A 24,624-nucleotide genomic window follows, 5' to 3' on the forward strand; every position below is an offset into this window, starting at 1 on the left:
CTCGGGTCAAAAAAGCGTGAAGCCACACGCAGTCAGTTGCTGGCAACCGATTCAAGTTGTTGCAGCAGCAGTGCAGCCTGGGTCCGGGTACGCACGCCCAGTTTACGGAAGATCGCGGTTACGTGGGCCTTGATGGTCGCTTCCGACACGCTCAGCTCATAGGCGATCTGCTTGTTCAGCAAGCCTTCGCAGACCATGGTCAGTACGCGGAACTGCTGCGGCGTGAGGCTGGCCAAGCCTTCGCTGGCGGCCTTGGCCTCGGCCGAAACATCGACCTTTTCGAACGCCTGCGGCGGCCACCAGACCTCGCCGTCGAGTACCTTGCGCACCGCATCCTGGATCACTTCCAGGGTGCTGGACTTGGGAATGAAACCACTGGCGCCGAACTCGCGGGACTTGACCACCACGGCGGCCTCTTCCTGTGCCGAAACCATCACCACGGGGATCTGCGGGTACTGCCCGCGGAGCAGCACCAGACCGGAAAAACCGTAGGCACCCGGCATGTTCAAGTCCAGCAGCACCAAGTCCCAGTCGGCTTTTTCGCTCAGGCGGGTTTCCAGTTCGGCAATGCTTGCGACTTCGACCAGACGCACATCGGAGCCAAGCCCGAGGGTAACGGCCTGGCGCAGGGCGCCACGGAACAGTGGGTGGTCATCGGCAATCAGGATTTCGTATGTGGCCATCGATCTAAGGATCCTGTTCTGTGCCAGGCACTCGAGGGGAAGGGAAGCGCCCGGCGGGGAATCGGCGCCAAGGATGCCGAGCACGGTCAAGGGAGATCAAGCCAATCGCCCTGCCGTCTCGCCCACCCTGGCTGCCAGCTCCGTCATTATGAACCAAAGCAGGGGTTGTGCCCCTTGGACTATAGGAAGGTATGCAAACGCTGGTGGGTGTCGTCCTGCTCGTCAAGCGGCAGCCGCCGCTTGCCGCTCAGGTAATGCAGGCTGAACACATCCAGATAGGCATCCAGCGCCTGCGAAGCCTGGCCATCGCCAGCAAGGTCCAGGCACATCGCCGCAACTTCTGCCGTACAGAAATGATCATCGCGCTTGGAGCGCCGCAGGCGGTAGCGCGACATCTGCTCGGCTTGCAGGCTCAACACCGGGAAGCGGTCCAGGTACGGGCTTTTGCGGAACATCTTGCGCGCTTCGGTCCAGGTGGCATCCAGCAGGATGAACAATGGCCGCTTGCCCGGCTCCCGCACCACCTCGCTGACCACCCGCTCCTGGGCAACGAACTCGCCCGGAAAAACGATATAGGGCTGCCAGCGCGGGTCATCGAGCAAGGCCAGCAGTCGCTCGTCAACTGCGGTGCGCAACCAGCCGAAGGCCCAGGTGTCTTCAATCAGGTCGGCAATCAACCAGCCGGTGTTGGTGGGTTTCAGCGGCTCGGTGTCGTGCATCAGCAGGCACACACCCGCGTCAGCCTGCACCCTAGGCTTCCAGGCACACAGGCAATGGGTGGCGATGACCCGGCAATCCGGGCAACGCTCGGCACGCGAGCCACGGGCGATGAAAGGCTTGTTGCTGCGGGCCAGGCGTTCGGCGCGCAGACGCGCTACCGCATGGCTCATGCCGGCAGGCCTCTGGACAGATTGAAAATGGGCACAGGGATGACTCGGAAAAAACAAGGCGGCCAGTCTACCAGAACAGGTGGCAATTGCTGTGCAGCCAGCAAAGCGCTCCTTATAATCGGACTTCTACCGTGCCGGTCCTCGCCACGCGCAATTTTACGGAACGCCGTTGACCCGCGCATGTCAAAGCGCCAGTCATCGAACCAGGAGAGATTCATGCTGCGCCTTATCGCCCCCGCCCTGAGCCTGCTGCTCGCCCTGCCTCTGGCAGCCCAGGCGGCATCCAAGCAGGATTACGACCTGAACACCCTGCTGCAGAAGGTCGCCAAAGAGAGCAGCGTCGGAACCCCACGCGCAATCAACGAGGACATCCTCGATCAGGGTTACACCGTTGAAGGCAAGGCGCTGGTCAACCACCTGAGCGTACGCCAGAGCCACGCAGCACGCATGCAGGCCAACCCTGAGCAGGTGCGCAGCCAGCTCGGCGACAGCGTGTGCCGCAACAACGGCTTCCGCAACCTGATGTCCAAGGGCGCCGTCATGGTCTACCGCTTCACGGTCTACAAGACCAACCAGCCAGTCATGGACCAAGCCTTCGACAACGCCAGCTGCGTGGCCGGCAACAAGAAGAAGTAAGCACAGCGTCAACGCTACGCCTTTTCGTCCTCATGAGCGTGCCAGCGCCCTTCAGCGGCATCGGCGCGCATCTCCGCCAACAGCGCCTGCAAGTATCGCGACCGGCACTCCAGCCCCGACAGCCTGCGGCGGCACTCGGCTTCAAGGCTCAGGTGATGCACCTGGGCCGCGTTCTCCAGCTGCTGGTAGAGCTGCCAGTCCACTTCGATGACCAAGCGATGCATACCGCCACCTCCTGCATCGACACGTTTCACTCTACCAGTTAACCAAACCCGTGCTGCCGATGGCCGCAGGCCGACAGGCGGCGGCGCCGAACACCTCGGCACGATCGGGCGCAAGGGTCTAGATTGAGGTCAGAGGTATTGGTGCAGAAGGAGACGTCGCATGCCTTACCATTCGAATGAACTGCTGTTCAGCCACTTCCGCGACAACAATATCGATCTGAGCAATATCGAAGCACAACTGCAACTGGTTGCCCCCAACAGCCCCAACCTGCCGCTCTACCGCGACATGATGCTGACCATCCTGCGCATGGCCCATGACGACAGCGACCGCTGGAGCGCCAAGATCACCCTGCAGGCCCTGCGCGAACTGGACCAGTCGTTCCGGACCCTGCAGCGCTACAAGGACCGACGCAAAGTGACCGTGTTCGGCTCGGCACGCACCCCGCTGGAGCATCCGATGTACGCCCTGGCCCGCGAGCTGGGCGCCACTCTGGCGCGCTCCGACCTGATGGTTATCACCGGCGCCGGCGGCGGCATCATGGCGGCCGCCCACGAAGGCGCCGGCAGCGAGCACAGCCTGGGCTTCAACATCACCTTACCCTTCGAACAACATGCCAACCCGACGGTGAACGGTACCGACAAATTACTGCCGTTCCACTTTTTCTTCATCCGCAAGCTGTTCTTCGTCAAGGAGGCCGACGGCCTGGTGCTGTGCCCTGGCGGCTTCGGCACCCTGGATGAAGCGCTGGAGGTACTGACCCTGATCCAGACCGGCAAGAGCCCACTGGTGCCGGTGGTGCTACTGGATTCGCCGGGCGGGAGCTTCTGGCACGACTGCCTGGACTTCATCAGCCGCCAGTTGGAAGAAAACCGCTACATCCTGCCCAGCGACCTGAAGCTGGTGCGCCTGGTGCACAGCGCTGACGAGGCGGTTGAGGAAATCAACCAGTTCTACAGCAACTACCACTCCAGCCGCTGGCTGAAGAGCCAGTTCGTGATCCGCATGCACCATGCGCTCAGCGAGGCGGCGTTGTATGACATTCAGGAAGGGTTTGCCGATTTGCGCCTGAGTGGCAAATATCATCAGCAAGCGGATAGCAGTGCCGAGCACGAAGTTGGCAATTACAGCCACCTGACCCGCCTCTCATTCGCCTTCAACGGCCGGGATCAGGGCCGCTTGCGTGAGCTGGTGGATTTCATCAACCTGCCGGAGAACTGGGCCAAGCCACAACCCATGCATACCACGCAGAGGGCCAGGCAGGCGCTGAAAGTGAGTTGATGCTTTTCTGTAACAGCTCGCGTGATACCTGCAGGAGCAACCTTAGGCTGTTTGCTCCTGCACCTGATCGGGTTGTTGTACGCAGACCGTCGTAGGAGCGGGTTTACCCGCGAAAGGGCCTGACCTGCTGGCCAATTTCCCTGGTCATTCGCCGTCGCAGCCGCTACCGCATTCGCGGGTGAACCCGCTCCTATGTATGGAATGGAGACAGCCGGGGGCATTTGACAAAACAGATTATCCGCTACGGGCACGTGCCACCCACTGTGGTTTCGAGCTTCAATAATCGTCGAGATCACGCCCGCTGAGCAGACGACCGATCATGTCCATAGGGAACCCACGGTAAGCCAGGAACCGGGTCTGCTGGGCGCGGCTGCGCGGATCTTGCGGGCGCTGCCCGGCAAACTTGCGCTGCCACACGTCGCGCATACGCTCGCTCCAATTCACCTCGCTTTCACGCAGGGCCTGGTCGATATCTGCACGCGCCAAACCACGCTGACACAGCTCTTCGCGAATACGCGCAGGGCCATAGCCAGAGCCGGAACGATAACGAATGAAACTCTCGAGGTAGCGGGCTTCACTAAGCAGCCCTTCTTCGGCGAGCCGATCGAGTTCAGGCTCGATCAGCTCGTCCGAAGCGCCGCGCTGACGCAACTTGCGCGTCAGCTCGACTCGACCGTGCTCACGTCGTGCGAGCAGGTCCATGGCTGTCCGCCGGATGGCGACGGGGGTGTCGAGTACGGCAGACATATTCGGCTATCTACTGCGCAATCAATAACCGGCGTCAGCGTCGGCCATGTCATCGGCATCAGCTTCAGCAGCAGCAGCTTTGCCGGCTTCAGCAGCAGCACCCGCTTTCAGCAACTTCTCACGAATCTGCTTCTCGATCTCGGCACCAATAGCCGGGTTCTCAGCCAGGTACTTGGCAGCGTTGGCTTTGCCTTGACCGATCTTGTTGCCTTGGTAGGCGTACCAGGCGCCGGACTTTTCGACCAGGCCCTGAGATACCCCCAGATCAATGATCTCGCCGTTACGGTAGATACCTTTCCCGTAAAGAATCTGGAACTCAGCCTGACGGAACGGAGGCGAGACCTTGTTCTTGACGATCTTGACGCGGGTTTCGCTGCCGACCACTTCGTCGCCTTCCTTGACCGCGCCGGTACGGCGGATGTCCAGACGGACCGAAGCATAGAACTTCAGGGCGTTACCACCGGTAGTGGTTTCCGGGCTGCCGAACATCACACCGATCTTCATACGGATCTGGTTGATGAAGATGACCAGGCAGTTCGCGTTCTTGATGTTACCGGTGATCTTACGCAGTGCCTGGGACATCAGGCGGGCCTGCAGGCCCACATGCATGTCACCCATCTCGCCTTCGATCTCGGCCTTCGGTACCAGCGCGGCAACGGAGTCGACAATGATCACGTCGACCGCGTTGGAACGCACCAGCATGTCGGTGATTTCAAGGGCCTGCTCACCGGTGTCCGGCTGCGAAACCAGCAGGTCATCGACGTTGACGCCCAGCTTGCCGGCGTACTCAGGGTCAAGGGCATGTTCGGCGTCGACGAAGGCGCAGGTAGCACCGTTCTTTTGCGCTTCAGCGATGACAGACAGGGTCAGCGTGGTCTTACCCGACGATTCCGGGCCGTAGATCTCGACGATACGGCCTTTTGGCAGACCGCCGATGCCCAGGGCGATATCCAGCCCCAGCGAGCCGGTGGAGATGGCCGGAATGCCTTGACGCTCATGGTCACCCATGCGCATGACCGCGCCTTTACCGAATTGGCGTTCGATCTGACCCAGGGCCGCAGCCAAGGCGCGCTTCTTGTTGTCGTCCATTGAAATCCTCACGTGTTCGACTTGGCCCTGACGGCCGGAATACCTGTATAAGTAGCCAGTATTATTCCACAGGCAGACGCCCGCGCAAACCCCTGTCGTCGATTTACTCGGCACCAAGCTGTAACAAGCCGTCTAACGCGGCGATCACCGTCTGTCGGCGCACCGCCTCGCGGTCACCATCGAACTGCCGACGTTCGCTGAACACCCGATCGCCATCACCCCAGGCCAGCCACACAGTGCCCACCGGTTTGGCTGGCGAGCCGCCGTCCGGCCCGGCCACACCACTCACCGCCACGGCGAAGCGTGCGCCACTGGCAGCCTGAGCTCCGCGGACCATGGCTTCGACCACTTCCTGGCTGACCGCCCCCACCTGACCGAACAACGCTTCAGGCACCCCCAGCTGGCGGGTTTTCTGGGCATTGGAATAGGTGACGTAACCGGCCTCGAACCAGGCCGAGCTGCCAGGTATGCGGGTGATGGCTTCGGCAATGCCACCACCGGTGCAGGATTCGGCGGTAGTCACCTGCGCATTGAATCGGCGCAGGTGTTCACCCAGGCGGGTGGCGAGCGTAGTGATCGGGTCCATGTGGGTGCTCCTTGAGGGCGGCTCTCTACCCTATCACCCTGCTTCGGGCTCTGGCTCAGGAAACTTTCAGGCTGGCCCGGGCGATTTCGCTGAACGCCAGTTCGTCACGCTGCCCCAGCCGCGGCAGCCCCTCAGGCCACTCCCGGCTCCAGTCGAAGCCGCCCAGCGTGCGCATGTCCTCGATTGCCGAACGCCACCAGACCACCTTGCACGCGCGCTGGTAATCATCACCACTCATCACACTGCCGTAGAGCAACTTGCGGCCGATGCCACGCAACTCCCGGGGTACATGCTTGAGGCTCCATTTCACCGAGAGCCGAGCCAACCACGAGGGCACCGGGCGATGCGCCGGCACCTTCAGGGCCAGACCTGGCATCTTCGAATGAAAATGCTCGCCATGCCTGGCAAAGAAGATTTCTAGAATGGCATGCACGTACTGCTTCATCGCAAAGTAATGGCTGATCACGCCGCGCGCCTCGTTGATCGGCGCGCCATGCAATTCGAAGGAAAAAGCGATCTGCTCGATCGTATGCAAGTCACGGGCATACGGCGTCCAGTCGTCAATCCGGACGATGGCGCGCTCGGCGATGCCAACGTCGTCGCGGGTAAAGCCCATCACACCGCTGTTACACAGCCGCAGGGCATCGGCCGGTGCTTCGCCCGACTCCGCAAGCCCCTCGACGAAGCTGCGGTAATAGCTGCTGCGCGAGGCCTCGGCCCAGCTCATTTCCACCTCGTCGACCAAGAATTGCCCGACATCGACCTGGCTGAACAGCTTTTGCGGCGACTGCAGAAATACCGTATCGGTATCGATGAACACGGTCTTGTCCGCCCACTGCCCGGCCTGGGCAATGGCGCAGGCCTTGCGCCGATGGGTGTAGCCGCCGTCGCCGGCCCAGGCCTGCAAGGTCTGCTCGTCCAGTGCGATCACTTCCACCGGCCAGCCGGCAAAAGCCTGTGGCTGGTCGGTAAGCACGCGGATCACCGGCAGCTCAGCCGCCTTGCAACGGGCCAGGGCGGTGAGGATGCTGAGTTTTGCCTCCAGCTGATAGATCCGGCGCTCGCCATAAAGGAGGTAGATCAGCTGTTGCGTTACATAAGGGACAGGGCTGGACACATTCATCGTGCAGGTCACGGCTAGGGGCATTCATCGAGGGGCGCGCATTCTAGAGGGTTACGCGGCGCAGCTCCACCATTGCCCGCCAGACTGCGCGCATGCCCCATAGCACGCGCCTGCATCGCAACGAAAAAGCCTGTACCATTACGGGTTTACCATCGCCAACCAGATCCCCCCTGTAAGGCCCTGAATGTCAGATCTTTCCGCACACACCCCGATGATGCAGCAGTACTGGAAGCTGAAAAACCAGCACCCGGACCAGCTGATGTTCTACCGCATGGGCGACTTCTACGAGATCTTCTACGAAGATGCGAAAAAGGCCGCGAAACTGCTGGATATCACCCTGACCGCCCGCGGTCAGTCGGCCGGCCAGTCCATCCCCATGTGCGGGATTCCGTTCCATTCGCTGGAAGGCTACCTGGCCAAGCTGGTCAAGCTCGGCGAGTCGGTGGTGATCTGTGAGCAGATCGGCGACCCCGCCACCAGCAAGGGCCCGGTGGAGCGCCAGGTGGTGCGCATCATCACCCCGGGTACGGTCAGTGACGAGGCACTGCTCGACGAGCGCCGCGACAACCTGATTGCCGCCCTGCTCGGTGACGAGCGCCTGTTCGGCCTGGCGGTACTGGACATCACCAGCGGCAATTTCAGCGTGCAGGAGATCAAGGGCTGGGAAAACCTGCTGGCCGAACTCGAGCGCCTGAACCCGGTCGAGCTGTTGATCCCCGACGACTGGCCACGGGACCTGCCTGCGGAGAAACGCCCAGGCGCCCGCCGCCGCGCCCCCTGGGACTTCGACCGAGACTCGGCACGCAAGGCCCTGTGCCAGCAGTTCGCGACCAAGGACCTCAAGGGCTTCGGCTGCGACAAGCTGACCCTGGCCATCGGCGCCGCCGGCTGCCTGCTGACCTATGCCAAGGAAACCCAGCGCACCGCCCTGCCGCACCTGCGCAGCCTGCGCCACGAGCGTCTGGACGATACAGTCATCCTCGATGGGGCCAGCCGCCGCAACCTGGAGCTGGACATCAACCTGGCCGGCGGGCGCGACAACACCCTGCAATCGGTGATCGACCGCTGCCAGACCGCCATGGCCAGCCGCCTGCTGAGCCGCTGGCTGAACCGCCCGCTGCGCGACCTCAAGGTGCTGCAAGCACGCCAGGACTCGATCCGCTGCCTGCTCGACAGCTACCGCTTCGAGAAGCTGCAGCCGCAGTTGAAGGAAATTGGCGATATCGAGCGGATCCTCGCCCGGATTGGCCTGCGCAATGCCCGCCCGCGCGACCTGGCACGCCTGCGCGATGCGCTGGGCGCGTTGCCAGAGCTGCAGAACGCCATGACCGAGCTCGAAGCGCCGCACCTGGCGCGCCTGGCGGCCATTACCGGTACCTATCCGGAGCTGGCCAGCCTGTTGGAGCGGGCGATCATCGACAACCCGCCGGCGGTGATCCGCGACGGCGGCGTACTGAAAGCCGGCTATGACAACGAACTGGACGAGCTGCTGGCAATCAGCGAGAACGCCGGCCAGTTCCTGATCGACCTGGAAGCCCGTGAAAAGGCTCGCACCGGCCTGGCCAACCTCAAGGTCGGCTACAACCGCGTGCACGGCTACTTCATCGAACTGCCGACCAAGCAGGCCGAGCAGGCCCCGGGCGACTACATCCGCCGCCAGACCCTCAAAGGCGCCGAGCGCTTCATCACCCCGGAGCTGAAGGCGTTCGAGGACAAGGCATTGTCGGCCAAGAGCCGCGCCCTGGCCCGCGAGAAGATGCTCTACGACGCACTGCTGGAAACCCTGATCAGCCACCTGGCGCCACTGCAGGACAGCGCAGCCGCCCTGGCCGAACTGGACGTGCTCAGCAACTTGGCCGAGCGCGCACTGAACCTCGACCTGAACTGCCCACGCTTCGTCGACGAGCCTTGCCTGCGCATCGAGCAGGGCCGCCACCCGGTGGTGGAGCAGGTGCTGACCACGCCGTTCGTGGCCAACGACCTGGGCCTGGACAACAGTACGCGCATGCTGATCATCACCGGCCCGAACATGGGCGGTAAGTCGACCTACATGCGCCAGACCGCCCTGATCGTGCTGCTGGCGCACATCGGCAGCTTCGTCCCTGCGGCGAGTTGCGAGTTGTCGCTGGTCGACCGCATCTTCACCCGCATCGGCTCCAGTGACGACCTGGCCGGCGGGCGCTCGACCTTCATGGTGGAGATGAGCGAAACCGCCAACATCCTGCACAATGCCACCGACCGCAGCCTGGTGCTGATGGACGAAGTGGGCCGCGGTACCAGCACCTTCGACGGCCTGTCGCTGGCCTGGGCTGCCGCTGAGCGCCTGGCCCAGCTGCGTGCCTACACCTTGTTCGCCACCCACTACTTCGAACTGACCGTGCTGCCGGAGAGCGAGCCGCTGGTGGCCAACGTGCACCTGAACGCCACCGAGCACAATGAACGCATCGTGTTCCTGCACCACGTGCTACCCGGCCCTGCCAGCCAAAGCTACGGCCTGGCCGTTGCGCAGTTGGCCGGCGTACCGACGGCAGTGATCCAGCGTGCCCGCGAGCACCTTGGCCGGCTGGAAACCACCAGCCTGCCCCATGAGCAGCCAGCGGCCCACAAGGCCAAGGACGCGCCGCAAGTGCCGCACCAGAGCGACTTGTTTGCCAGCCTGCCGCATCCAGCCATCGAGAAGCTGGGCAAGCTGCAACTGGACGACATGACCCCGCGTCAAGCTATCGAAATGCTATATCAACTAAAGAACCTGTTATAACGGCGCCCATTACAAGCTGGTAGAATCCGCCGCGGTTTGCTGGTGCTGCAGGTTATTAGCCTGGCCTGCAGCCACATGCCCGTAAACCGCGCGGCCCTGAGAGGAAGGGCCGCCGCCGTCGCCTGAGGAGAGAATTAGAAATGACCTTCGTCGTCACCGACAACTGCATCAAATGCAAATACACCGACTGCGTGGAAGTCTGTCCGGTGGACTGCTTCTACGAAGGCCCGAACTTCCTGGTCATCCACCCGGACGAGTGCATCGACTGCGCCTTGTGCGAGCCGGAGTGCCCAGCGCAAGCCATCTTCTCGGAAGACGAAGTGCCTTCGGGCATGGAAAACTTCATCGAGCTGAACGCCGAGCTGGCGGAAATCTGGCCTAATATCACCGAGCGTAAGGACGCCCTGCCGGACGCTGAAGAATGGGATGGCAAGCCTGGCAAGATTGCCGACCTGGAGCGCTGATAGCGCCCAGACGCGAAAAAGGCCCTTCGGGCCTTTTTTGTTTTCCTACGGGCAAAAAAAGGGGCGGTTTGACCCGCCCACATTTTTTTCCGTAGTCCCTGCTTGTCCCAAACATCATCCTGATGAAATCGCTTCTTGCGATGTCCCTGGCCTTCATCCTGAAAGCCTGTGCATGTCCCTGTGCACAGTTCGAATACTAGCGGGTTCAGCCGGGCGAGCAAGCGATGGACCTTGCAAGGTATTTCCGCGGACACATTTACTCACCGGTGAATAAACCATGCTTTTCAATGGGTTGTAAAAATGCAGCCTTTGGAAACGACTTTGATTTACTGAAGGTTGCATGGAAAGCTTACACAACGAGTAAGCAAAGGCTTACACGCGATGTTACTGGGGTAGCGCGGTACACATTTGATTGTGCCTTGCCTGGCAGAGTCTGGGCGCCATGCGCCCCGGCAACCGGAGGGGAAACTGGTTTTTCTTCACAAACAAAAACGCCCCGAGATCACCGGGGCGTTTTTTGTTACAGCGCTAGCTACTGGAACAATGACTCGCTGGACAGACCATTCTTTTCAAGGATCTCGCGCAAGCGCTTGAGCCCTTCCACCTGGATTTGCCGCACCCGTTCACGGGTAAGGCCGATCTCCAGCCCAACATCCTCCAGGGTACTGCTTTCATGGCCGCGAAGGCCAAAGCGGCGTACAACCACTTCACGCTGCTTGTCGGTCAACTCACCCAACCACTGATCGATGCTTTGCGACAGGTCGTCATCCTGCAGCAGTTCGCACGGGTCGGTCGGGCGGTCGTCGGTCAGGGTATCGAGCAGGGTCTTGTCCGAATCCGGGCCAAGCGACACGTCTACCGAAGACACCCGCTCGTTCAGGCCGAGCATACGCTTGACCTCGGCGACCGGCTTTTCCAGCAAGGTGGCGATTTCTTCCGGCGAGGGCTCGTGGTCAAGTTTCTGCGTCAGCTCGCGCGCGGCGCGCAGGTAGACGTTCAGTTCCTTGACCACGTGGATCGGCAGGCGAATGGTGCGGGTCTGGTTCATGATCGCCCGTTCGATGGTCTGGCGAATCCACCAGGTCGCATAGGTCGAAAAACGGAAACCACGCTCCGGGTCGAACTTCTCGACCGCCCGGATCAGCCCCAGGTTGCCCTCCTCGATCAGGTCGAGCAACGACAGGCCACGGTTCACGTATCGACGGGCAATTTTGACAACCAGGCGCAGGTTGCTTTCGATCATGCGCTTGCGGCCGGCAGGGTCACCCTTTTGCGACAAGCGCGCAAAATGCACTTCTTCTTCCGGCGAAAGAAGCGGCGAGAAACCAATCTCGTTGAGATACAGCTGGGTGGCATCGAGCGCCCTGCTGTAATCGATGTACTTGTGTTGCTTGAGCGAAGAGCCCGATTTGGCCCTCGTCCGAACCGAAGATACAGCAGGTTCGTCTGACACCACATCCGTTTCCAAAACGATACCCGTCTCCATCAGGAGGACGTCATCGTCGATGTCAAACTCCGGCACTTCTTTACTGAGAGCCATTGTTATAATCCTTTGCTGAGTTCGAACTCAGACTCGAGCGGCACCTTTCTCCCTGGCAGCGCTTGAGCCTGTCCCCTCTACATCACAGGAACAGGCTGGGTACAACGGTCAACGACGTGGCAGGAACTGGAGTGGATCGACGGGTTTGCCCTGGCGGCGAATCTCGAAATGCAGCTTCACCCGATCTGTGCCCGTAGACCCCATTTCAGCAATCGACTGCCCTGCCTTGACCTGCTGCCCCTCCCGAACCAACAGCCTGCGGTTATGACCGTAGGCACTGACGTAGGTGTCGCTGTGCTTGATGATGATCAGCTCGCCGTAGCCCCTCAAACCACTCCCGGCATAAACCACCGCACCATCAGACGCAGCAAAAACAGGCTGTCCCAAATCACCGGCGATATCAATGCCTTTATTCAAACTACCGTTTGAAGCGAATTTTCCAATCAGTACACCGTTGGCAGGCCAGGTCCACCCACCTACCGCGCGCTCTGCGGCTGGTACGGTAGCAACCACAGGGGCAGGGGCGGAAGGCGCCGACGTGGCCGGTTTGCTGGTGCTGGCAGGCGCCGTGGCTGTGCTGCCCACAGGCCGCCGCGTGACCGTGGTGCGGCTTGACGAGGACGGGCTGGACACCACCGTGGTGCGGCTGCTGGAACCGCTGCTGAAACGAATCGCTTGGCCCGGGCGGATGGTATAAGGCGCCTGAATGCCGTTGCGTGCAGCCAGCTCCTTGTAGTCCCAGCCATAACGGAAGGCGATGGAGAACAGGGTGTCGCCTGGCTTGACGATGTATTGCCCAGAAGTCACCGCCGGGCGCTTGGGCACGGTGTTGTTGCGGTCGACCACCCGCGCGCTGTTGCTGCTGGTGCTTGAGCAACCCACCAGAAGCGAGCCCATGGCCAATGCAATCACCAGAAGCTTGAAACCCGACCCGTCCTTGCGCTGCCGAATGACTGTGTGACCCACCCGCGCTCCCCTCATGGTGCCGAAAATCGATATGAAGACAAGAAATGCAATATTGTTGCAATTATAACCAAGCCAGCCGGTAATGGCAGACGGGTACAAAAGACGGGCATAAAACCCCGGTGCACGCTGTGCGTCAGCGCTTCGCACCGCCTGATAGACAGGGCGAAGCGACAAGAATTCGCCACCGGCACAAAAATACACCGCGCCTCATGCCCGCACAGCTCGGATCAACAGGCCTCAGGCCAGGGGACCATTGAGCAGCGGCACGAAACGCACAGCCCCCAGTACCCGACGGGAGAATCCATGCTCCTCGCGCACGATCAGCATCAGTTGCTGCGCTTCGCCGGCCGGCCCTACCGGGATGACCATGCGCCCACCGGGTGCCAGTTGGTCGAGCAGTGCCTGTGGCACTTCCGGCGCCACGGCGGTGACGATGATGCCGTTGTACGGCGCAAGCGCCGGCCACCCCTCACAACCGTCACCCCAGCGGAAGACCACGTTGCGCAGGTTAAGCTCCACCAGGCGCTCTTTGGCCCGGTCCTGCAGTACCTTGATACGCTCTACCGAAAACACTCGCTCGACCAGCTGGGCCAGGATCGCCGTCTGGTAGCCCGAACCGGTGCCAATCTCCAGCACCTTGTCCAGCGGCCCGGCCTCGAGCAACAACTCGCTCATGTGAGCAACCATGAACGGCTGGGAGATGGTCTGGTTGTGGCCGATCGGCAGCGCGGTGTCTTCGTAAGCCCGATGCGCCAGCGCCTCGTCGACGAACAGGTGGCGCGGCGTACGACGGATCACGTCGAGCACCTTGGTGTTCGAAACCCCCTCTTCGCACAAGCGCTGGATCAGCCGCTCCCGGGTACGCTGAGAGGTCATGCCGATGCCACGCCGCAGCATATCGTCCTCACGCATCAGAGCAGGCCCTCCAGCCAACCATCGAGCTGCTCGAAGGCATCATTGAAGGTGCGGTCGAGCTGCAACGGGGTAATCGATACGTAGCCTTGCATCACTGCGTGGAAGTCGGTGCCTGGGCCGCCGTCCTCGGCATCACCGGCCACGGCAATCCAGTAGCCTTCCTTGCCACGCGGGTTGACCACCTTGGTGGGCGCCGCCGCCCGCGCCCGGTGACCGAGACGGGTGAGCTGGATGCCACGGATGTGCTCCAGCGGCAAGTTGGGAATATTGACGTTGAGTACGGTGCGTGGCGGCAACACCAGACGCGACTGTGCTTCGACCAGACGACGGGCGATATAGGCCGCAGTCGGCAGGTTGTCCGGCTGGCGCGACAACAGCGAGAACGCCAGCGAGGTACCGCCGAGGAAGCGGCCTTCCAGCGCCGCAGCGACCGTTCCCGAATACAGCACGTCATCGCCCAGGTTGGCACCGAGGTTGATCCCCGACACGACCATGTCCGGCATCTGCGGCAACAGCCCATTGAGCCCCAGGTGCACGCAGTCGGTCGGCGTGCCGTTGAGGCTGATGAAGCCATTGGCCAGGGTCTGCGGATGCAGTGGCCGGTCCAGCGTCAGCGAACTGCTGGCGCCGCTCTTGTCTTGATCCGGGGCGATCACCGCGCACTCGGCATAATCCGCCAGCGCAGCGTGCAGCGCGGCGATGCCAGGTGCGGTAACACCGTCGTCATTCGAAATCAGAATACGCATGGGCTGTCCGTCTGCCCTGCCGACACCAGATCCACGACTTCACGCACCACCACGGTGGCGAAGCATCCGGCCGGCAGGACGAATTCCAGTTGCAGGATATCAGGCTCGGGATAATGCCACGTCAGGCCGCCAATAGGGAGCCGCAGAATTCGCCGTTCGTGATCCATGCCCGCCTGGGCCAGCCACTGGCAAAGTGCCGGCTGACGTGCGCCGATAGCGTTTTCCAGCTGCGCAGGCGCACCGCCAGCAGGTGAAGCGCCTTCCCCCCACATCGGGCCGGTTGGATGCAGGTCGAGAATCGCCAGGCGCGGGTCGGCACATTCCGCCTCACCCGCCGGGAAGAAACTGCGGCTGTCGGTGAACGCCAGCAGGTCGCCGACCTGGGCTCGGGCCCAGCTACCGTCAGCCACACGCGCAGCCAGCAACTGATTGAACAGGTAGCTGCGCCCGGCCGAAAGCAGCCGCGAACGCACGTTGCGCTGTTCAGGCAAAGCCTTGCGCGCGGCCCAATCGAGGGCGTCATGGACGTTGCCACCCCCGTGCCCGAAGCGCTGGGTGCCGAAATAGTTGGGCACACCTTGCTGCCTCAGCTGCTCCAGGCGGGCATCCACCGCCTGGTGATCGGCAGCCAGGGCGGTCAGGCGCAAGGTGAACCCGTTGGCCGAATGCGCGCCGCGCTGCAGTTTGCGCTGGTGACGCACCTGCTTGAGCACACGCAGGCTGGCATCCTCGGCACGCGACAGATCCGGATCGGCCTTGCCCGGCAGGTGCAGGCTGAACCACTGGCGGGTCAGCGCCTGGCGGTCCTTCAGGCCGGCGTAGCTGATGCTGCGCACCGGCACGCCAGCGGCGCGGGCGAGGCGCCGGGCGGCTTCTTCAGTGTTCAGATCACGCTTCTCGACCCACAGCCACAGGTGCTCGCCTTGGCCCGATAGCGGTATATCGAGGACTTCGTCAACCTGAAAGTCTTCGGCGACCGCTTTGAGGATGGCGGTGCCCAGGGGTTCGCCCGATGCGCGCGGGCCCAGCAATTCCAGTTCGGTCATGCTGGCAGCAGCAGGGCGACCGAATGCACGGCAATGCCCTCCTCGCGGCCGGTAAAGCCAAGCTTCTCTGTGGTGGTGGCCTTGACATTGACCTGGTCGAGCTCGACCTGCAGGTCTTCGGCGATCAGCTGGCGCATGGTTTCGATGTGTGGGGCCATTTTCGGTGCCTGGGCGACGATGGTGGCGTCAACGTTGCCGACCTTCCAGCCCTTGGCCTTGACGATGCCGACCACATGGCGCAGCAGCGCGCGGCTGTCAGCCCCCTTGAACTGCGGGTCAGTGTCAGGGAAGTGCTTGCCGATGTCGCCCAGCGCCGCAGCGCCAAGCAAGGCATCGCTCAGGGCGTGCAGCAGCACGTCACCGTCGGAGTGGGCCAGCAGGCCGTATTTGTGGGGGATACGCACCCCGCCCAGGGTAATGAAATCACCGTCGCAGAAACGGTGCACATCGTAGCCGTGGCCAATACGCATAAGAAAACGCCCTGAATGAGTCAGGGCGTGATTCTACCTGCTTTGCAGGGGATTTGTGGGATTGGGGCTGCTGTGCAGCCCTTCGCGGGCACGCCCGCTCCCACAGGAGGCGTTAAACCCGCCCCAGTGCCACCGCATGATGGCGCAGGTGCTCCTCGATGAAGCTGGCAATGAAGTAGTAGCTATGGTCATAGCCTGGCTGCATACGCAGGGTCATTGCATGGCCACCTTTGCGTGCCGCCTGTTCCAGCGCTTCAGGCTTGAGTTGCTTCTCGAGGAAGTCGTCACGGTCGCCCTGATCCACCAGCAACGGCGGGCATTGGCCTGCCGGGGTTTCGGCCAGCAGCACGCTGGCATCCCACTCACGCCAGCGCCCACGGTCTTCACCCAGGTAGCGGCTGAAGGCCTTCTCGCCCCACGGACAATCCATCGGATTGCTGATCGGCGAGAATGCCGACACCGAGCGGTAGCGCCCCGGATTGCGCAAGGCGCACACCAGCGCGCCATGCCCACCCATGGAGTGGCCGCTGATGCTGCGCTCGCCCGACGCCGGGAAGTGTGCCTCGATCAGGGCTGGCAACTCCTCCACCACATAGTCATGCATGCGGTAGTGCTGGGCCCAGGGTTGCTGGGTGGCGTTGAGGTAGAAGCCAGCGCCCAGGCCGAAGTCCCAGGCGCCGTCCGGATCGCCCGGCACCTGCTCGCCACGCGGGCTGGTATCGGGGGCGACGATGATCAGCCCCAGCTCGGCGGCCAGACGCTGGGCGCCGGCCTTCTGCATGAAGTTCTCGTCGGTGCAGGTGAGGCCGCTGAGCCAGTACAGCACCGGCAGCTTTTCGCCCTGCTCGGCCTGCGGCGGCAGGTACACAGCGAACACCATATCGCAACCCAGCACCTTGGAATGATGCCGGTAACGCTTGTGCCAGCCGCCGAAGCTCTTCTGGCAGGAGATGTTATCCAGGCTCATGACAGACCTCAGAAGTGGATCACGCTACGGATGCTCTTGCCTTCATGCATCAGGTCGAAGGCCTTGTTGATGTCTTCCAGCCCCATCGTGTGGGTGATGAAGGTGTCCAGCGGGATCTCGCCTTTCTCGGACATTTCCACGTAGCTCGGCAGCTCGCTGCGGCCACGCACGCCGCCGAACGCCGAACCACGCCAAACCCGACCGGTAACCAGCTGGAATGGACGCGTGGAAATTTCCTGGCCGGCACCGGCCACACCGATGATGACCGACTCTCCCCAGCCCTTGTGGCAGCATTCCAGGGCGGCGCGCATCAGTTGAACGTTGCCGATGCACTCGAAGGAGAAGTCCACGCCACCATCGGTGAGGTCGACGATCACTTCCTGGATCGGGCGATCGTAGTCCTTCGGGTTGACGCAATCGGTGGCACCCAACTGGCGGGCGATTTCGAACTTGGCCGGGTTGATGTCGATGGCGATGATACGCGAGGCCTTGGCCTTGACCGCACCGATCACGGCCGACAGGCCGATGCCACCGAGGCCGAAGATGGCCACGGTATCACCGGGCTTGACCTTGGCAGTGTTGAGCACCGCGCCGATACCGGTGGTGACGCCGCAACCCAGCAGGCAGACCTTTTCCAGGGGTGCTTCTTTCTGGATCTTGGCCACGGAAATTTCCGGCAGCACGGTGTATTCGGAGAACGTCGAGGTGCCCATGTAGTGGAACAGCTGCTGGCCCTTGTACGAGAAGCGCGTGGTGCCGTCCGGCATCAGGCCCTTGCCCTGAGTGGCGCGGATGGCCTGGCACAGGTTGGTCTTGCCCGAGAGGCAGAACTTGCACTTGCCGCATTCCGGGGTGTACAGCGGGATGACGTGGTCACCCACGGCGAGCGAGGTCACCCCCTCGCCTACCGCTTCGACGATGGCACCGCCTTCGTGGCCAAGGATCGACGGGAAGATACCTTCCGGGTCAGCACCGGACAGGGTATAGGCATCGGTGTGGCAGACACCGCTGGCGACCACGCGCAGCAGCACTTCACCGGCCTTTGGCATGGCCACGTCGACTTCGACGATTTCCAGGGGTTTCTTGGCTTCGAAGGCTACGGCAGCACGGGACTTGATCATCAAAGGTCTCCAGACAGAGGATCGATTCAGTCTTGCAGTGTAATTCAGCGCCTTTTGATTAATAATCAGGCCAAAGACAAAACATTATTGCCACACAGGGATAATCGATGAGCAGCCGATGGGAAGGCATCGACGAATTTGTCGCCGTGGCCGAATCGGGCCAGTTCACTGCCGCCGCCGAACGCCTGGGGGTTTCCTCATCGCACATCAGCCGGCAGATCGCCCGGCTGGAGGACCGCCTGCAAACGCGCCTGCTGTATCGCAGCACCCGCCGGGTAACCCTGAGCGAAGCCGGGCAGACCTTCCTGCAGCATTGCCAACGCTTGCAGGATGGCCGTGAGGAAGCGCTGCGCGCCATGGGCGACCTGGCCAGCGAACCCAAGGGCTTGTTGCGCATGACGTGTGCAGTGGCCTACGGCGAGCGCTTCATCGTGCCGCTGGTGACGCGATTCATGGCGCTGTACCCGCAGTTGCGCGTGGATGTGGAGCTGAGCAACCACACCCTCGACCTGCTGCATGAAGGCATGGACCTGGCCATCCGTCTTGGCCGCCTGGCCGACTCTCGCCTGGTGGCTACCCGCCTGGCGCCAAGGCGCATGTACCTGTGTGTTTCGCCGGCCTATCTTGAGCGCTATGGCCGGCCACACAGCCTGTCGGAGCTGGCGCGGCACAATTGCCTGGTGGGGAGTTCGGACTTGTGGGCGCTACAGCAGGATGGCCGTGAGATCAGCCAGCGGGTACAGGGTAACTGGCGCTGCAACAGTGGCCAGGCAGTGCTGGATGCGGCGCTGCAAGGAATCGGGTTGTGCCAGTTGCCGGATTACTACGTGCTGGAACACCTGAACAGTGGTGCGCTGGTGTCGCTGCTGGAGGCGCACCAACCGCCGAATACGGCGGTATGGGCGCTGTATCCGCAGCAGAGGCACCTGTCGCCGAAGGTACGGCGGCTGGTGGATTACCTGAAGGAGGGGTTGGCGGGGTTGCCGGAGTATCGTTTCGGCTGACGGGATGTGCTGCTGGTACTGGCCTCTTCGCGGGTAAACCCGCTCCTACGACGGTCTGTGTCCAACCACCGATGCAATCCATTGTAGGAGCGGGTTTACCCGCGAAAAGGCCAGCCCAGGAGAACGCTCAGCGTTTACCCGCCCAGCGCTGGCGCAACCATTCGAGATCTTCGGGCCGGGTCACCTTTATGTTGTCACTGCGCCCTTCCACCAGCCGCGGCGCCTGACCGGACCATTCGATGGCCGAGGCTTCGTCGGTCACCACCACATCCGACACCAGGCACTCAGCCAGCGCCCGATGCAACGCTCCAAGGCGGAACATCTGCGGTGTGTACGCCTGCCAGATGGTGCTGCGGTCCACGGTAGCACTCACCCGGCCATGGCTGTCGGCACGCTTGAGGGTGTCGCGCGCCGGCACCGCCAGCAGGCCACCCACCGGGTCGTCCGCCAGCTCCGACAACAGCTTGTCCAGGTCGCTGCGCGCCAGGTTCGGCCGCGCAGCATCGTGCACCAGCACCCAGTCGCTGTCCGCCGCCCCCTGGGCATGCAGCACCAGCAAGGCGTTAAGCACCGAGTCAGCGCGTTCACGCCCGCCCGCCGCGCAGTGGATGCGTGGGTCGCTGGCGCAGCGCAGGCCAGGCCAGTACGGGTCATCTTCGGCAATGCTGACCACCACGCCCTTGAGCGCCGGGTGGCCAAGAAAACAGTCGAGGCTGTGCTCGAGAAGGGTCTGCCCAGCCAGCTCCAGGTATTGCTTGGGGCGGTCGGCAGCCATGCGGGCACCTACACCCGCCGCAGGGATCACGGCCCAGAAGGCCGGCAAGATATCGATCATTTCTGTGGCAACTGGAAGAGGGTTTCGCCCTCTTTGACCATCCCCAATTCATGGCGGGCCCGTTCTTCAACGGTCTCCATGCCTTTTTTCAGCTCTAGCACTTCAGCATCGAGCACACGATTACGCTCGAGCAAGCGCTCGTTTTCGGCATGCTGATCGGCAATCTGCTGCTTCAGTTCGGTCACTTGCGCCAGGCTGCCGTTACCCACCCACAGGCGGTACTGCAGGCCACCCAACAGCAAGAGCAGAACGAGGAACAACCAATAGGGACTGCGCATCACGTTATCCAGGTTAAAAAGGCTGCCGCGTACTTGTTACTTCGGGGCCTCGAATAGCACGAAGCCTGGCCGAGGCCAGGCTTCGTCGACAGAAACCCGTTAGTACGTAGGAAAGTTCAGTACGAACGTTCCTACAACTCCGGCTGCTGCCTTTTTACCATCTCTTGCTTAGCCGCGAAACTCGGCACGACCGCGGTAAACCGCTTTGGCGCCCAGTTGCTCTTCGATGCGCAGCAGCTGGTTGTACTTGGAAACGCGGTCGGAACGGCACAGCGAGCCTGTCTTGATCTGGCCAGCAGCAGTACCCACAGCCAGGTCGGCAATGGTCGAGTCTTCGGTTTCACCGGAACGGTGCGAGATCACTGCAGTGTAACCAGCAGCCTTGGCCATCTGGATGGCTTCCAGGGTTTCGGTCAGCGAGCCGATCTGGTTGAACTTGATCAGGATCGAGTTACCGATGCCTTTCTCGATGCCTTCCTTGAGGATCTTGGTGTTGGTCACGAACAGGTCGTCACCGACCAGCTGGACTTTTTCACCGATCTTGTCAGTGAGGATTTTCCAGCCAGCCCAGTCGGACTCGTCCAGGCCGTCTTCGATCGAAATGATCGGGAAACGCTCGGTCAGGCCTTTCAGGTAGTCGGCGAAGCCTTCGGCGTCGAACGACTTGCCTTCGCCGGACAGGTTGTACTTGCCGTCTTCGTAGAATTCGGAAGCCGCGCAGTCCAGGGCCAGGGTCACGTCGGTGCCCAGCTTGTAGCCGGCTTTTTCGACAGCTTCAGCGATGGCGCCCAGGGCGTCTTCGTTGGATGCCAGGTTAGGGGCGAAACCACCTTCATCACCTACGGCGGTGTTCAGGCCACGGGCCTTCAGTACAGCCTTGAGGTGGTGGAAGATTTCGGTACCCATGCGCAGGCCGTCAGAGAAGGTCTTGGCGCCAACCGGCTGAACCATGAACTCCTGGATGTCGACGTTGTTGTCGGCGTGCTCGCCACCGTTGATGATGTTCATCATCGGAACCGGCATCGAGTACTGGCCCGGGGTGCCGTTCAGGTTGGCGATGTGCGCGTACAGCGGCAGGTCCTGGTCCTGGGCAGCAGCTTTGGCGGCAGCCAGGGAAACAGCCAGGATGGCGTTGGCGCCCAGCTTGGCCTTGTTCTCGGTACCGTCCAGTTCGATCATGGCGCGGTCCAGAGCCTTCTGATCGGAAGGATCCTTGCCCAGCAGCAGGTCACGGATCGGGCCGTTGATGTTGGCGACGGCCTTCAGCACGCCCTTGCCCAGGTAACGGCTCTTGTCGCCATCACGCAGCTCCAGCGCTTCGCGCGAGCCGGTAGAAGCACCGGACGGCGCGCAAGCGCTGCCGATGATGCCGTTGTCGAGCAGTACGTCGGCTTCCACAGTGGGGTTGCCACGCGAATCGAGAACTTCACGACCTTTGATGTCGACGATTTTTGCCATTGTTGTAAGCACTCCAGAATTTGACGAAAACAACTTAGCTTAGGAAATTCTTGCCGTTCACCGGGCGAACTTGCTTTGGGCAGGCCTGATGAAGGGAGCCCCTGACCGACTGGTCAGGGGTGGATCGGGCGGTACTTTACCCGAGAAATGAGCTTTACGCGGTTTCTACCGTCGGAAAACTTTTCACCAGGTCGTCCAATTGCTTGAGCTGGACCAGGAACGGCTCCAGTTTATCCAGGCGCAGGGCGCATGGGCCATCGCACTTGGCGTTGTCCGGGTCGGGGTGGGCCTCGAGGAAAAGCCCGGCCAGGCCCTGACTCATGCCGGCCTTGGCCAGGTCAGTGACCTGGGCCCGACGACCGCCGGCGGAATCGGCGCGGCCACCCGGCATCTGCAGGGCGTGGGTCACGTCGAAGAACACCGGGTACTCGAACTGCTTCATGATGCCGAAGCCCAGCATGTCGACAACCAGGTTGTTGTAGCCGAAGCTCGAACCACGTTCGCAGAGTATCAACTGGTCGTTACCGGCCTCTTCGCACTTGGCCAGGATGTGTTTCATTTCCTGAGGTGCGAGGAACTGAGCCTTCTTGATGTTGATCACCACGCCGGTTTTGGCCATGGCCACCACCAGGTCAGTCTGCCGCGACAGGAAAGCCGGCAGCTGGATGATGTCGCATACCTTGGCGACGGGCTCGGCCTGGTAAGGCTCGTGCACATCGGTGATCACCGGCACGTTGAAGGTGCGCTTGATCTCTTCGAAGATCTTCAGCCCCTCTTCCATGCCAGGGCCACGGTAGGACGTTACCGACGAACGGTTGGCCTTGTCGAAACTGGCCTTGAACACGTACGGGATACCGAGCTTCTCGGTAACCCGCACGTACTCTTCGCAGACCTTCATCGCCAGGTCACGGGATTCCAGAACGTTCATGCCGCCGAACAGGACGAACGGCTTGTCGTTGGCGATCTCGATGTTACCGACGCGAATGATCTTCTGGGTCATCGATCAGGCCTTGTTCTTCTGAGCCAGGGCTGCCTTGACGAAACCACTGAACAGCGGGTGGCCGTCACGCGGGGTAGAGGTGAACTCCGGGTGGAACTGGCAAGCGACGAACCATGGGTGATCCTTGGACTCGACCACTTCCACCAGCGCGCCGTCTTCGGAACGGCCGGAAACCACCAGACCAGCTTCCACCAGTTGTGGCAGCAGGTTGTTGTTCACTTCGTAGCGGTGACGGTGACGCTCGGTGATCACGTCCTTGCCGTAGCAGTCGTGCACCTTGGAACCGGCAGCCAGCTGGCAATCCTGTGCGCCCAGGCGCATGGTGCCGCCCAGGTCGGAAGCCTCGTCGCGGGTCTCGACGGCACCGGTGGCATCGGCCCACTCGGTGATCAGGCCGACCACTGGGTGGCCGCTGTTACGGTCGAACTCGGTGGAGTTGGCGTCTTTCCAGCCCATCACGTTACGGGCGAATTCGATGACGGCCACCTGCATGCCCAGGCAGATACCCAGGTACGGCACCTTGTTCTCACGGGCGTATTGCACCGCAGTGATCTTGCCTTCCACACCGCGCAGGCCGAAACCGCCCGGTACCAGGATGGCATCGGCGCCTTCGAGCAGGCTGGTGCCCTGGTTCTCGATGTCTTCCGAATCGATGTAGCGCAGGTTGACCTTGGTCCGGTTGGTGATGCCGGCGTGGCTCATCGCTTCGATCAGCGACTTGTACGCATCCAGCAGCTCCATGTACTTGCCGACCATGGCGATGGTCACTTCGTGCTCCGGGTTGAGCTTGGCATCGACCACCTTGTCCCACTCGGACAGGTCGGCGCCATTGCACTGCAGGCCGAAGCGCTCGACGACGAAGTCGTCCAGGCCCTGAGCATGCAGCACGCCCGGGATCTTGTAGATGGTGTCGACGTCTTCCAGCGAAATCACCGCACGCTCTTCAACGTTGGTGAACAGCGCGATCTTGCGACGCGACGAAGCATCCACCGGGTGGTCGGAGCGGCAGATCAGCACGTCAGGCTGCAGGCCGATGGAGCGCAGCTCCTTGACCGAGTGCTGGGTCGGCTTGGTCTTGGTTTCGCCAGCGGTGGCGATGTACGGGACCAGGGTCAGGTGCATCAGCATGGCACGCTTGGAGCCCACTTCGACACGCAGCTGGCGAATCGCCTCGAGGAACGGCTGCGACTCGATATCACCCACGGTACCGCCGATCTCCACCAGGGCCACGTCGGCATCGCCGGCACCCTTGATGATGCGACGCTTGATTTCGTCGGTGATGTGCGGGATGACCTGGATGGTCGCGCCCAGATAATCACCACGACGCTCTTTGCGCAGCACGTGCTCGTAGATACGGCCGGTGGTGAAGTTGTTGTTCTGGGTCATGGTGGTGCGGATGAACCGCTCGTAGTGCCCCAGGTCGAGGTCGGTCTCGGCGCCATCGTGGGTGACAAAAACTTCACCGTGCTGGAACGGGCTCATGGTACCCGGGTCGACGTTGATGTACGGATCCAGCTTGAGCATGGTGACCTTCAGGCCCCGCGCTTCCAGGATGGCCGCCAGGGAAGCCGAGGCAATGCCTTTCCCCAATGAAGAAACAACACCGCCCGTGACGAATATGTAGCGCGTCATGAAAAACCCTAGAAGTCTGCGTTAAGGCGGCCAGCGCCGCCGGAGAAAGCGAAGGAAGGCCGAAGCCCCCGATCACCTGCGTCAATCACAGTGCATCTCGAAAAACTGCCGCGTCTGTACAGCCAGGGTATACCCGGCATGGCGTTCGCTCGTCATTTCCAGAATCA

General features: G+C 61.9%; 25 protein-coding genes. 5 read left to right on the top strand and 20 right to left on the bottom strand.

The features are described from left to right. Positions 1 to 32: 32 nt before the first annotated feature. Positions 33 to 683 (bottom strand): response regulator transcription factor ErdR, encoded by a 651-nt coding sequence (gene erdR, locus LU682_RS22990; protein ID WP_010952699.1) that lies wholly within the window; start codon positions 681 to 683, stop codon positions 33 to 35. Between the two features lie 179 nt (positions 684 to 862). Continuing rightward, positions 863 to 1,573, bottom strand: a complete 711-nt coding sequence (locus LU682_RS22995) for a tRNA-uridine aminocarboxypropyltransferase (RefSeq protein ID WP_003252373.1) — start codon at positions 1,571 to 1,573, stop codon at positions 863 to 865. 216 nt (positions 1,574 to 1,789) lie between these two features. Between LU682_RS22995 and LU682_RS23000 the strand changes: the two genes are divergently transcribed. Then, positions 1,790 to 2,209 carry a quorum-sensing-regulated virulence factor family protein gene (locus LU682_RS23000; RefSeq protein ID WP_003252372.1) on the top strand — a complete coding sequence of 140 codons (420 nt, stop codon included), beginning with the start codon at positions 1,790 to 1,792 and terminating at the stop codon, positions 2,207 to 2,209. 14 nt (positions 2,210 to 2,223) lie between these two features. Here the strand turns inward: LU682_RS23000 and LU682_RS23005 are convergent, their stop codons facing one another. Beyond that, positions 2,224 to 2,433 carry a hypothetical protein gene (locus LU682_RS23005; protein WP_020193312.1) on the bottom strand — a complete coding sequence of 70 codons (210 nt, stop codon included), beginning with the start codon at positions 2,431 to 2,433 and terminating at the stop codon, positions 2,224 to 2,226. A 160-nt stretch (positions 2,434 to 2,593) separates the two neighbouring features. On the opposite strand from LU682_RS23005, the gene LU682_RS23010 reads away from it, so the two are divergent. Further along, on the top strand, positions 2,594 to 3,712 hold the full coding sequence (locus tag LU682_RS23010; protein WP_010952697.1) for an LOG family protein: 1,119 nt from the start codon (positions 2,594 to 2,596) through the stop codon (positions 3,710 to 3,712). A gap of 276 nt (positions 3,713 to 3,988) precedes the next feature. Here the strand turns inward: LU682_RS23010 and recX are convergent, their stop codons facing one another. The 4 genes from recX to LU682_RS23030 all read right to left on the bottom strand — a co-directional run bounded on the left by recX (position 3,989) and on the right by LU682_RS23030 (position 7,257). Next, complete coding sequence (gene recX, locus LU682_RS23015; RefSeq protein WP_010952696.1) at positions 3,989 to 4,459, bottom strand: recombination regulator RecX; 471 nt, start codon at positions 4,457 to 4,459, stop codon at positions 3,989 to 3,991. A 21-nt stretch (positions 4,460 to 4,480) separates the two neighbouring features. Beyond that, the gene (gene recA / locus LU682_RS23020; RefSeq protein WP_003252365.1) at positions 4,481 to 5,548 is read right to left on the bottom strand and encodes a recombinase RecA; all 1,068 of its coding nucleotides are present in this window, start codon (positions 5,546 to 5,548) and stop codon (positions 4,481 to 4,483) included. A gap of 103 nt (positions 5,549 to 5,651) precedes the next feature. Further along, a complete protein-coding gene (locus tag LU682_RS23025; protein WP_010952695.1) occupies positions 5,652 to 6,134 on the bottom strand; it encodes a CinA family protein in 483 nt (160 codons plus the stop codon). Positions 6,135 to 6,189: 55 nt separating this feature from the next. Continuing rightward, the gene (locus tag LU682_RS23030; RefSeq protein ID WP_049588159.1) at positions 6,190 to 7,257 is read right to left on the bottom strand and encodes a hypothetical protein; all 1,068 of its coding nucleotides are present in this window, start codon (positions 7,255 to 7,257) and stop codon (positions 6,190 to 6,192) included. 184 nt (positions 7,258 to 7,441) lie between these two features. Between LU682_RS23030 and mutS the strand changes: the two genes are divergently transcribed. Further along, entirely contained in the window at positions 7,442 to 10,015 is a 2,574-nt protein-coding gene (gene mutS, locus LU682_RS23035) for a DNA mismatch repair protein MutS (protein ID WP_010952693.1), read from the top strand. 140 nt (positions 10,016 to 10,155) lie between these two features. Beyond that, positions 10,156 to 10,479, top strand: a complete 324-nt coding sequence (fdxA, locus tag LU682_RS23040; protein WP_003252355.1) for a ferredoxin FdxA — start codon at positions 10,156 to 10,158, stop codon at positions 10,477 to 10,479. 532 nt (positions 10,480 to 11,011) lie between these two features. On the opposite strand, the gene rpoS is transcribed toward fdxA, so the two are convergent. The 8 genes from rpoS to LU682_RS23080 form a co-directional block, all read right to left on the bottom strand. Continuing rightward, complete coding sequence (rpoS, locus tag LU682_RS23045) at positions 11,012 to 12,019, bottom strand: RNA polymerase sigma factor RpoS (protein ID WP_003252351.1); 1,008 nt, start codon at positions 12,017 to 12,019, stop codon at positions 11,012 to 11,014. A 108-nt stretch (positions 12,020 to 12,127) separates the two neighbouring features. Further along, the gene (locus tag LU682_RS23050) at positions 12,128 to 12,985 is read right to left on the bottom strand and encodes a peptidoglycan DD-metalloendopeptidase family protein (protein ID WP_049588177.1); all 858 of its coding nucleotides are present in this window, start codon (positions 12,983 to 12,985) and stop codon (positions 12,128 to 12,130) included. Between the two features lie 237 nt (positions 12,986 to 13,222). Next, complete coding sequence (locus LU682_RS23055) at positions 13,223 to 13,861, bottom strand: protein-L-isoaspartate(D-aspartate) O-methyltransferase (RefSeq protein ID WP_003252348.1); 639 nt, start codon at positions 13,859 to 13,861, stop codon at positions 13,223 to 13,225. A gap of 35 nt (positions 13,862 to 13,896) precedes the next feature. Then, the gene (gene surE, locus LU682_RS23060; protein WP_010952690.1) at positions 13,897 to 14,646 is read right to left on the bottom strand and encodes a 5'/3'-nucleotidase SurE; all 750 of its coding nucleotides are present in this window, start codon (positions 14,644 to 14,646) and stop codon (positions 13,897 to 13,899) included. After that, positions 14,634 to 15,692: a tRNA pseudouridine(13) synthase TruD gene (truD, locus tag LU682_RS23065; protein WP_010952689.1), complete on the bottom strand. Its 1,059-nt coding sequence runs from the start codon at positions 15,690 to 15,692 to the stop codon at positions 14,634 to 14,636. The genes surE and truD overlap by 13 nt, the downstream gene beginning before the upstream one ends. Further along, complete coding sequence (ispF, locus tag LU682_RS23070; protein ID WP_003252342.1) at positions 15,689 to 16,162, bottom strand: 2-C-methyl-D-erythritol 2,4-cyclodiphosphate synthase; 474 nt, start codon at positions 16,160 to 16,162, stop codon at positions 15,689 to 15,691. Before ispF ends, truD begins: the two co-directional genes overlap by 4 nt. 112 nt (positions 16,163 to 16,274) lie before the next feature. After that, positions 16,275 to 17,129 carry an S-formylglutathione hydrolase gene (fghA, locus tag LU682_RS23075; RefSeq protein ID WP_003252340.1) on the bottom strand — a complete coding sequence of 285 codons (855 nt, stop codon included), beginning with the start codon at positions 17,127 to 17,129 and terminating at the stop codon, positions 16,275 to 16,277. An 8-nt stretch (positions 17,130 to 17,137) separates the two neighbouring features. Further along, entirely contained in the window at positions 17,138 to 18,250 is a 1,113-nt protein-coding gene (locus tag LU682_RS23080) for an S-(hydroxymethyl)glutathione dehydrogenase/class III alcohol dehydrogenase (RefSeq protein WP_014592131.1), read from the bottom strand. Positions 18,251 to 18,357: 107 nt separating this feature from the next. Here LU682_RS23080 and LU682_RS23085 point away from each other — a divergent pair, with 107 nt between their 5' ends. Beyond that, positions 18,358 to 19,254, top strand: a complete 897-nt coding sequence (locus tag LU682_RS23085) for a LysR substrate-binding domain-containing protein (protein WP_010952687.1) — start codon at positions 18,358 to 18,360, stop codon at positions 19,252 to 19,254. Between the two features lie 127 nt (positions 19,255 to 19,381). Here LU682_RS23085 and ispD read toward each other — a convergent pair whose 3' ends face one another. The 5 genes from ispD to pyrG form a co-directional block, all read right to left on the bottom strand. Beyond that, positions 19,382 to 20,089 (bottom strand): 2-C-methyl-D-erythritol 4-phosphate cytidylyltransferase, encoded by a 708-nt coding sequence (gene ispD / locus LU682_RS23090; RefSeq protein ID WP_010952686.1) that lies wholly within the window; start codon positions 20,087 to 20,089, stop codon positions 19,382 to 19,384. Next, positions 20,086 to 20,367 carry a cell division protein FtsB gene (gene ftsB, locus LU682_RS23095; protein ID WP_004576849.1) on the bottom strand — a complete coding sequence of 94 codons (282 nt, stop codon included), beginning with the start codon at positions 20,365 to 20,367 and terminating at the stop codon, positions 20,086 to 20,088. Before ftsB ends, ispD begins: the two co-directional genes overlap by 4 nt. 168 nt (positions 20,368 to 20,535) lie before the next feature. Next, positions 20,536 to 21,825, bottom strand: a complete 1,290-nt coding sequence (gene eno, locus LU682_RS23100; RefSeq protein WP_003252333.1) for a phosphopyruvate hydratase — start codon at positions 21,823 to 21,825, stop codon at positions 20,536 to 20,538. Between the two features lie 154 nt (positions 21,826 to 21,979). Next, positions 21,980 to 22,825, bottom strand: a complete 846-nt coding sequence (gene kdsA, locus LU682_RS23105) for a 3-deoxy-8-phosphooctulonate synthase (RefSeq protein ID WP_010952685.1) — start codon at positions 22,823 to 22,825, stop codon at positions 21,980 to 21,982. Between the two features lie 3 nt (positions 22,826 to 22,828). After that, positions 22,829 to 24,457, bottom strand: coding sequence for a CTP synthase (gene pyrG, locus LU682_RS23110; protein WP_003252329.1), 1,629 nt, complete (start codon positions 24,455 to 24,457; stop codon positions 22,829 to 22,831). Positions 24,458 to 24,624 lie beyond the last annotated feature (167 nt).

This window comes from Pseudomonas alloputida (assembly GCF_021283545.2).
GTDB classification, from domain to species: domain Bacteria; phylum Pseudomonadota; class Gammaproteobacteria; order Pseudomonadales; family Pseudomonadaceae; genus Aquipseudomonas; species Aquipseudomonas alloputida.